Source organism: Ramlibacter sp. (assembly GCF_041916345.1).
GTDB lineage: Bacteria > Pseudomonadota > Gammaproteobacteria > Burkholderiales > Burkholderiaceae_C > Ramlibacter.
In genome coordinates this window covers 1-6,983 of record NZ_JAYRZR010000138.1, presented here as the reverse complement: position 1 = coordinate 6,983, position 6,983 = coordinate 1, and the positions used below count along the sequence as shown (strand labels likewise).

The 6,983-nt window shown below is 71.1% G+C and carries 7 protein-coding genes; all 7 read left to right on the top strand.

The window, feature by feature from the left end; all coding sequences use genetic code 11:
- A partial coding sequence (locus ACE3T5_RS20515) for a TorF family putative porin (protein ID WP_374669967.1) occupies positions 1 to 705 on the top strand: 705 nt, incomplete at its 5' end.
- 34 nt (positions 706 to 739) lie between these two features.
- The gene (gene glnK, locus ACE3T5_RS20510; protein ID WP_374669966.1) at positions 740 to 1,078 is read left to right on the top strand and encodes a P-II family nitrogen regulator; all 339 of its coding nucleotides are present in this window, start codon (positions 740 to 742) and stop codon (positions 1,076 to 1,078) included.
- Positions 1,079 to 1,107: 29 nt separating this feature from the next.
- A complete protein-coding gene (locus ACE3T5_RS20505) occupies positions 1,108 to 2,622 on the top strand; it encodes an ammonium transporter (RefSeq protein WP_374669965.1) in 1,515 nt (504 codons plus the stop codon).
- Positions 2,623 to 2,771: 149 nt separating this feature from the next.
- Positions 2,772 to 3,626, top strand: coding sequence for an aldose 1-epimerase (locus ACE3T5_RS20500; protein ID WP_374669964.1), 855 nt, complete (start codon positions 2,772 to 2,774; stop codon positions 3,624 to 3,626).
- A gap of 120 nt (positions 3,627 to 3,746) precedes the next feature.
- Complete coding sequence (gene glcE / locus ACE3T5_RS20495; RefSeq protein WP_374669963.1) at positions 3,747 to 4,835, top strand: glycolate oxidase subunit GlcE; 1,089 nt, start codon at positions 3,747 to 3,749, stop codon at positions 4,833 to 4,835.
- Entirely contained in the window at positions 4,835 to 6,067 is a 1,233-nt protein-coding gene (gene glcF / locus ACE3T5_RS20490; RefSeq protein WP_374669962.1) for a glycolate oxidase subunit GlcF, read from the top strand. Before glcE ends, glcF begins: the two co-directional genes overlap by 1 nt.
- Before the next feature lie 124 nt (positions 6,068 to 6,191).
- Positions 6,192 to 6,899, top strand: coding sequence for a helix-turn-helix transcriptional regulator (locus ACE3T5_RS20485; RefSeq protein ID WP_374669961.1), 708 nt, complete (start codon positions 6,192 to 6,194; stop codon positions 6,897 to 6,899).
- Positions 6,900 to 6,983: the final 84 nt, after the last annotated feature.

Sequence of the window (6,983 nt, the reverse complement as noted above, 5' to 3'; positions counted from 1 at the left end):
CTTTTTGCCTCCCTGGTCGTTTCCGGCGCCGTGCTGGCCCAGGCCAAGGCCCCGGAACCGGATTACACGCTGTCCTTCAACGTGGGTGCAGTGACGGATTACCGCTATCGCGCCATCTCCCAGACGCGCCTGAAGCCCACGGTGCAGGGCGGCGTGGACTTCGCGCACAAGAGCGGCTTCTACCTCGGCGCCTGGGGCTCCGGCATCAAGTGGATCAAGGACGGCGGCGGTGATGCCAGCGTCGAGATCGACGTCTACGGCGGCTACAAATTCGAGGCCGGCCCGGTGGCCGCCGACGTGGGCGTGCTGACCTACAACTACCCCAGCAACAAGCTGAACCCGAGCGCCAACACGCAGGAAATCTACGTCGCCGGCACCATGGGCCCGGCCACGCTGAAGTACTCGCACGCGGTCAGCAACCTGTTCGGCTTCGCCAACAGCAAGAACAGCTACTACGTGGAAGCAGCTGCCACGTTCGACCTGGGCGGCGGCTTCAGCCTCACGCCGCACATCGGCTACCAGAAGGTCAAGAACAACAGCAACTTCTCCTACACCGACTACTCCGTCGCGCTGGGCTATGACTTCGGCAACGGCCTGTCCGCCAGCCTGACGCTGGTCGACACCGACAACAACAACTACCTCGCTCCCAACGGCAAGAACCTCGGCAAGGCCGGGGCGGTGCTGGGCGTCAAGTACTCGTTCTGAGCCAGCGGGCCACCGCTCGTTCCAAGGAGAAAGCATGAAACTCGTGACCGCCATCATCAAGCCCTTCAAGCTCGACGAGGTCCGTGAGGCGCTGTCCGGCATCGGCGTGCAGGGCATCACCGTGACCGAAGTCAAGGGCTTCGGCCGCCAGAAGGGCCACACCGAGCTGTACCGCGGCGCCGAATACGTCGTCGACTTCCTGCCCAAGGTCAAGATCGAGGCGGCGGTCGCCGACGAGCTGGTCGACCGCGTGATCGAGGCCGTGGAAGGCGCGGCCCGCACCGGGAAGATCGGCGACGGAAAGATCTTCGTCTACGACCTGGAGCAAGTCGTGCGCATCCGCACCGGCGAGACCGGCAAGGAAGCCCTCTAACACCCACATCACACGCAGAGAGACACGTCATGAGGAAATTTCTCGTTTCGCTGGGCCTCGGCCTCGGCCTGCTGATCGGCAGCGCCACGGCCATCGCCCAGGCGCCAGCGGCACCGGCCGCGGCACCCGCCGCCTCGGCGGCCGCTGAAGCCGCGCCCGCGGCGGCTGCGGCTGCCCCTGCTGCTGCCGCGGCGCCTGCCGCTGCAGCGGCGGCCACGCCGGCCCCCGCGCCCACGCCCAACAAGGGCGACACCGCCTGGCTGACCGTCGCCACCCTGCTGGTCATCCTGATGACCTTCCCCGGCCTCGCGCTGTTCTATGGCGGCCTGGTGCGCAGCAAGAACATGCTGTCGGTGCTGATGCAGGTGTTCGTGGTGGCCTCGATGATCTACGTGCTGTGGGTCGTCTATGGGTACAGCGTCGCCTTCACCGGGGGCAACGCGTTCTTCGGCGGCTTCGGCAAGCTGTTCCTGTCGGGCGTGACGGCGGAGTCCGTGGCGGCTACCTTCAGCAAGGGCGTGGTCATTCCGGAGCTGTCGTTCGTCGCCTTCCAGGCCACCTTCGCCGCCATCACCTGCGCGCTGATCGTCGGCGCCTTCGCCGAGCGCATCAAGTTCTCCGCGGTGCTGCTGTTCTGCGCCATCTGGTTCACCTTCGCCTACCTGCCCATCGCCCACATGGTGTGGTACTGGGACGGCCCGGACGCGATCACCGACGCCAAGTCGCTGGAGACGGTGACCGCCGCCGCCGGCTGGCTGTGGGCCAAGGGCGCGCTGGACTTCGCGGGCGGCACCGTGGTGCACATCAACGCCGGTGTCGCCGGTCTGGTGGGTGCCTACGTGATCGGCAAGCGCATCGGCTACGGCAAGGAATCCCTCACGCCGCACAGCCTGACGCTGACCATGGTGGGTGCCTCGCTGCTGTGGGTGGGCTGGTTCGGCTTCAACGCCGGCTCCAACCTGGAAGCCACCGGCGTCGCCGCCCTGGCCTTCGTGAACACCCTGGTCGCCACCGCCGCCGCCACGCTGTCGTGGATCGCCGGTGAGGCGCTGTCCAAGGGCAAGGCCTCGATGCTGGGTGCTGCCTCCGGCGCCGTCGCCGGCCTGGTGGCCATCACCCCGGCCTGCGGCTTCGTCGGCCCGATGGGCGCCATCATCATCGGCCTGGCCTCCGGCCTGGTCTGCCTGTGGGGCGTGAACGGCCTGAAGCGCATGCTCGGCGCCGACGACTCCCTGGACGTGTTCGGCGTCCATGGCGTGGGTGGCATCCTGGGTGCGCTGCTGACCGGCGTGTTCGCCTCGCCCTCCCTGGGTGGCACCGGCGTGTACGACTACGTGGCCAACAAGGTCAACCCCGACTACTCGATCGGCGGCCAGGTCTGGATCCAGTTCCAGGGTGTGCTGACCACGGTCATCTGGTCCGCGGTGGTGGCCTTCATCGCCTACAAGATCGTCGACCTGCTGATCGGCCTGCGCGTCACCGAAGAGGAAGAGCGCGAGGGTCTGGACATCTCCAGCCACGGCGAGACCGCCTACAACCGGTAAGGAATGGAGTCCGCGGAGGCACGCCGCGGCGAGTCAAAAACTAGCAAGGATCTCCTTTGGATGTTCGGCCCGCCTCGTGCGGGCCGCTTTTTTTGGCGGGCCGCGGCGCGGCGGGGTTACGATGGCTCCACAACCCGACTGGAGACCTCATGCTGGAGCTGGTGGCTGGCAGCCTGCGCTGCGAAGTGGTGCCTGAACTCGGCGGCTGCGTGGCCGGCCTCTGGCGTGAGGGCGTGCCCGTGCTGCGCGCCACGCCGTCGGCCGAGCTGCAGAGCGCGCGCGCCTCGGGCTGCTACCCGCTGGTGCCGTTCTCCAACCGCATCGGCCACGCCACCCTGCACTGGGAGGGGACGGACCACCCCCTGGTGCGCAACAACGGCGACGAGCCGCATGCCATCCACGGCGTGGGCTGGCAGCGGCCCTGGACGGTGCTGGAGCAGGAGGGTGCCATGGCCATGCTGGCCTATGCCCACCGGGGTGACGCGCACTGGCCCTTCGCCTTCGACTGCTCGCATACCTACCGGCTGCGCCCGGACGCGCTGGAGATGACGCTGGCGCTCACCAACCAGGCGGACCGCCCGGCACCGGCCGGACTGGGCTGGCACCCGTGGTTTCCCAAGCGCGCGCGCAGCCGCATCAGCTTCCAGGCGGCCGGCCGCTGGGAGATGGGCGCGGACAAGCTGCCCACCGTTCGCAAGGGCTCGCGCGGGCTGGACGCCGACTGCGCCTTCCTCGACGTCGACCACTGCTTCGACGGCTGGGACGGCGTGGCCCACCTGCGTGACGAGGCGCTGCACGTGCGCGTGCGCTCGGACCAGACGCGTCTCGTCGTCTTCACCCAGCCCACGCGCGACCACGTGGCCATCGAGCCGGTCAGCCACGTCAACAACGCGGTGCACCTGCAGGCCGCCGGCGCCAGCGCCGAGGCGCTGGGCCTGCGCATCCTGGCGCCGGGCGAGACCATGCTGGCCCAGATGACGATCGAGGTCGAGCCGGCGCGCTGAGGCACGTGGCTGGTGACCGGCACGGCGGGGTCGCCGCGCGGGTGTGCGCCAAATTCGCTCACGCGCCGGCACCGGAATTTTCAGCCCGCCCGCCACGGGCCGCGCGCTTACCATTCACCCATGGATGCCCCGCTCGCTGAACTGATCGACCAGGTGCGCACCGCCGCTGGCGCGGGGCGGCCGCTGCGCATCAGGGGCGGCGGCACCAAGGACTTCCATGCCGAACGCCTGCAGGGCGAGCCGCTCGCCACCGCCGGCCTGCAAGGCATCGTGAGCTACGAGCCGAGCGAGCTGGTGGTCACCGTGCGCGCCGGCACGCCGCTGGCCGAGCTGCAGGCCGCGCTCGCCGAGCAGGGCCAGTGCCTGCCGTTCGAGCCGCCGGCCTTCGGCGCCGGCGCCACCGTCGGCGGCATGGTCGCCGCCGGCCTGGCAGGGCCGGCGCGGGCCAGCGTCGGCTCGGTGCGCGACTACGTGCTGGGCGCCCAGTTGGTCAACGGCCGCGGCGAGCTGCTGGTGTTCGGCGGCCAGGTGATGAAGAACGTGGCCGGCTACGACGTGTCGCGCGTGCTGGCCGGCTCCTGGGGCACCCTGGGCCTGATCGTCGAGGTCAGCCTCAAGGTGCTGCCGGTCGCGCCGGCCGAGGCCACGCTGAAGTTCGAGCTGTCGCAGGCGGAGGCGCTGCAACGGCTGAACGCCTGGGGCGGCCAGCCACTGCCGCTGAACGCGAGCTGCTGGGTGGCCGACGCCGGCGTGGGCACGCTGTACCTGCGCCTGCGCGGCGCCGTCGCCGCGGTGGAGGCCGCCTGCCGCACCCTCGGCGGCGAGCGCCAGGACAACGCCGCCGTGGCGCCGGACTGGGCGGCCTGCCGTGAGCAGACACTGCCCTGGTTTGCCGAGCGCGGCGAGCGCGATCTGTGGCGTCTGTCCGTGCCGCAGACCGCGCCCGTGCTGGACCTGCCCGATTCGCCGCTGGTGGAATGGCATGGTGGCCAGCGCTGGGTGCGCGCCACCGCGGCCGAGGGCGCGGCCGTGCGCGCGGCGGCCACCGCGGCCGGCGGGCATGCCACGCTGTTTCGCACCGCCCGGCCCGACGTGGCCGCGCGCCTGCAACCGCTGGACGCGGTGCAGGCCCGCATCCAGCGCGCGCTGAAGCGCGAGTTCGATCCCGCCGGCGTGTTCAACCCCGGCCGCCTGTACCCGGATTTCTGATGCAGACCCATGTCGCCCCCGAGTTCCAGGGCACCGCCGAGGGCCGCGAGGCCGAGGCCATCCTGCGCAAGTGCGTGCACTGCGGCTTCTGCACCGCCACCTGCCCCACCTACCAGGTGCTGGGCGACGAGCTCGACGGCCCGCGTGGCCGCATCTACCTGATCAAGCAGGTGCTGGAAGGCCAGGCCCCGACCGAGAAGACGCGGCTGCACCTGGACCGCTGCCTCACCTGCCGCAACTGTGAGTCCACCTGCCCGAGCGGCGTGCAGTACGGCGCGCTGGTGGACATCGGCCGCGCAGTGGTGGAGCGCAAGGTGCCGCGCTCGGGCGGCGAGCGCGCCCTGCGCTGGGCGCTGAAGGAGGGCCTGCCCTCGCCGCTGTTCGCCCCCGCCATGCGCGTGGGCCAGGCGGTGCGCGGCCTGCTGCCGGCCGCGCTGCAGGCCAAGGTGCCCGAGCGGCGTGACCCCGGCCGCTGGCCCGAGGGCACCCACGCGCGTAAGGTGCTGCTGCTGGCCGGCTGCGTGCAGCCGGCGATGATGCCGAACATCAATGCCGCCACCGCGCGCGTGCTTGACGCCGCCGGCATCCAGACGCTGATCGCGCCGCAGGCCGGCTGCTGCGGCGCGCTGAAGTTCCACCTGAATGACCAGGACGGCGGCCGTGAACAGATGCGCGCCAATGTCGACGCCTGGTGGCCGCACGTCGAACGCGGCGAGGTGGAGGCGATCGTGATGAACGCCTCCGGCTGCGGCGTCACGGTGCGCGAGTACGGCCACCTGCTGCAGCACGACCCCGCCTATGCCGACAAGGCGCGCCGCATCGGCGAGCTCACGCGCGACCTGAGCGAGCTGCTGCCGGACATCGTGCCCGCCCTGCAGGGCCGGGTCCGCCCGCCCGCAGACACGGTGGCCTGGCACCCGCCCTGCACCCTGCAGCACGGCCAGAAGCTGCGCGGCGGCGTCGAGCAGCACCTGGGCGCGCTCGGCTTCCGCCTGCAGCTCGCCGCCAGCGAATCCCATCTGTGCTGCGGTTCGGCCGGCACCTACTCGGTACTGCAGCCGCAGATGGCGACCACGCTGCGCGACCGCAAGCTGGGCCACCTGTCGGCGCTGCAGCCGGCGGCCATCGTCTCCGCCAACATCGGCTGCATCACCCATCTGCAGGGCGGCACGGCCACGCCGGTGCGGCATTGGGTGGAGCTGCTGGACGACGCGCTGGCACTGGCCGCCTGAGGCAGACCGGGGTGGCCCCTTCGTCGGCCACCCGTCCGCGGGTTCACGGCAGCAGCCGGCACCGCCCGCGCGTCGCTGCTGACACCAGCTTGTCAGCAGCCGGTCGGCACAGTAACGTCCCTCCATGCGCCGCGCCGACCGTCTCTTCCACATCATCCAGCTCGTGCGGGGCCGGCGGCTGACCACGGCCGCGTACCTGGCGCAGCGGCTGGAAGTGTCCGAGCGCACCATCTACCGCGACATGGCCGACCTGCAGGCGCAGGGCGTGCCGCTGGAGGGCGAGGCCGGCGTCGGCTACCGGCTGGGCGCGGGCTTCGACCTGCCGCCCATGATGTTCACGCATGACGAAGCCAAGGCCCTGGTGGCCTCGGTGCGCGTCGCCCAGGCCTGGCTCGACCCGGCGCTGGCCACCGGCGCCGAGGACGCGCTGGGCAAGATCCTCTCGGTGCTGCCGGTGGATGCCCGTGTGGCAGCCGAGGCGCTGGCCGTCTACGCGCCAGCCGGCGGCGGCCTGGCCCCGCCGGCGCAGCGCACGCTGCAGACCCTGCGTGAGGCGGTGCAGGAGCGCTGCAAGGTGCACCTGAACTACCGCGACCTGAGCGAGAAGCCGAGCGAGCGCACCGTGCGCCCGCTGGGCTGCTTCTACTGGGGCAAGGTCTGGACGCTGGCCGCCTGGTGCGAGGAGCGGGAGGACTTCCGCAGCTTCCGCATCGACCGCGTGCAGGGCGTGCAGCGGCTCGACGAGCGCTTCCGGGATGAGCCGGGGCGCACGATGGCCGACTACACCCGGCTGGAGGAAGCCCGCGCCCGCGCGGGCGGCTGGATGCAGTAGGGGCAGGGCCTGGGAACGCTGGGGTTGCGCTGCCGCTCCACCCCAGCCTACGAGGAGGCCGGTCCCTGGTATTCGTAGGCTGGG